At 34.2% G+C, this 1207-nt stretch carries 1 protein-coding gene and 1 pseudogene; one reads left to right on the top strand and one right to left on the bottom strand.

All coding sequences use genetic code 11. The annotated features are described in order from the left end of the window. Positions 1-19: 19 nt before the first annotated feature. Positions 20-718 (bottom strand): annotated as a pseudogene (locus tag AC1DTM_RS27380) (LysR family transcriptional regulator); the annotation flags it as partial. A 138-nt stretch (positions 719-856) separates the two neighbouring features. On the opposite strand from AC1DTM_RS27380, the gene AC1DTM_RS27385 reads away from it, so the two are divergent. Then, positions 857-1207, top strand: a 351-nt coding sequence (locus AC1DTM_RS27385; RefSeq protein WP_477001366.1) for a DUF6198 family protein, incomplete at its 3' end; no start/stop codon positions are given.

Genomic DNA, 1207 nt, shown 5'->3' on the forward strand with positions numbered 1-1207 from the left:
GTTGTAGCACTTGTTAGTAGAGGAGTGCTACAACCATCCTTATATCTTTACACTCGATAATGATATTTGGCTTGACTTGATGTTCATCAAACACTTTGAAAAGGTCTTCATTGAAGGAGAGTCCTTCCATTGCTCCTAGCATAATGAATGGGAACTGGGCAATCTGTTCAATCGTCACATGCTGTGATGAAAACGATGTTGCCCAACTTGATGGAATAATCACAGCGGTTGGTTGTTTTTTTAATATTTTCATCTCATATTGTTCACTATTTCCCAATCTTAAAAGTAAGGCAACATCAATTTCTCTTTGTTCTAGTCTTTTTAATAATTCTTCTGAATTTCCAGTTACTATATTTATTTTAACATTAGGGTATTGTGTTCTAAACGTACTAACATAGTCAATGAGCATATTCGAACATGCAGATGATACACCGATACTTACTGTTCCTCCTATACCTTGTTCAATTTCTTGAATTTGCTGCTTTACATCTTGAATTTGTATTAACATTTGATTGGCATATTGGTATAGTATTTCACCTGTTGCTGTAAGCTCCCATTTTTGACGATATCGATGAATTAAAGTTGTGCCAAGATCAGTTTCAAGCTTTTTTAATAATTGGCTAAGTGGGGGCTGCGCGATATGGAGCACTTCTGCTGCTTTAGAAATGCTTCCTTGTTTCACAATTTCTTTAAAGTAATATAATTGTCGAAAATCCATTGTATCTCTCCGTCATATGTTTTTTGATATGATTAGTTTATCATATATATATTTTTCATATGTCGAATTTGACGTTATATTTAATTCTATAGCTATAGTCTTTATATTGATAATATTAACTAGAAAGTGAGAGATACTATGAATCATTGGAACAGAACCTTGAAGCGCATCATCTTATACGTGCTCGGGTTATTTTTTATGTCGATTGGCATTAGCATGTCGATTCAAGCAGGATTTGGTGTATCGCCTGTGTCATCATTAGCATATGCAAGTACGCTAACGATTGGTTTATCGGTTGGTGTGACAATGGCGCTTGCAAATGTTTTATACATTATTATTCAAGTGATATTAAGTAAACGAATGGAGTTAAATGAATTTGTGRGTCAATTCATTATTTCGTTTTTATTTGGGTTTTTTATGGATGCAACACTCTTCCTTGTACAACTTTTCCCTGCACCTGAAACTCTCCTTGCTCGAAGTGTATATTTG

Source organism: Bacillus sp. P4_D3, from assembly GCF_056401855.1.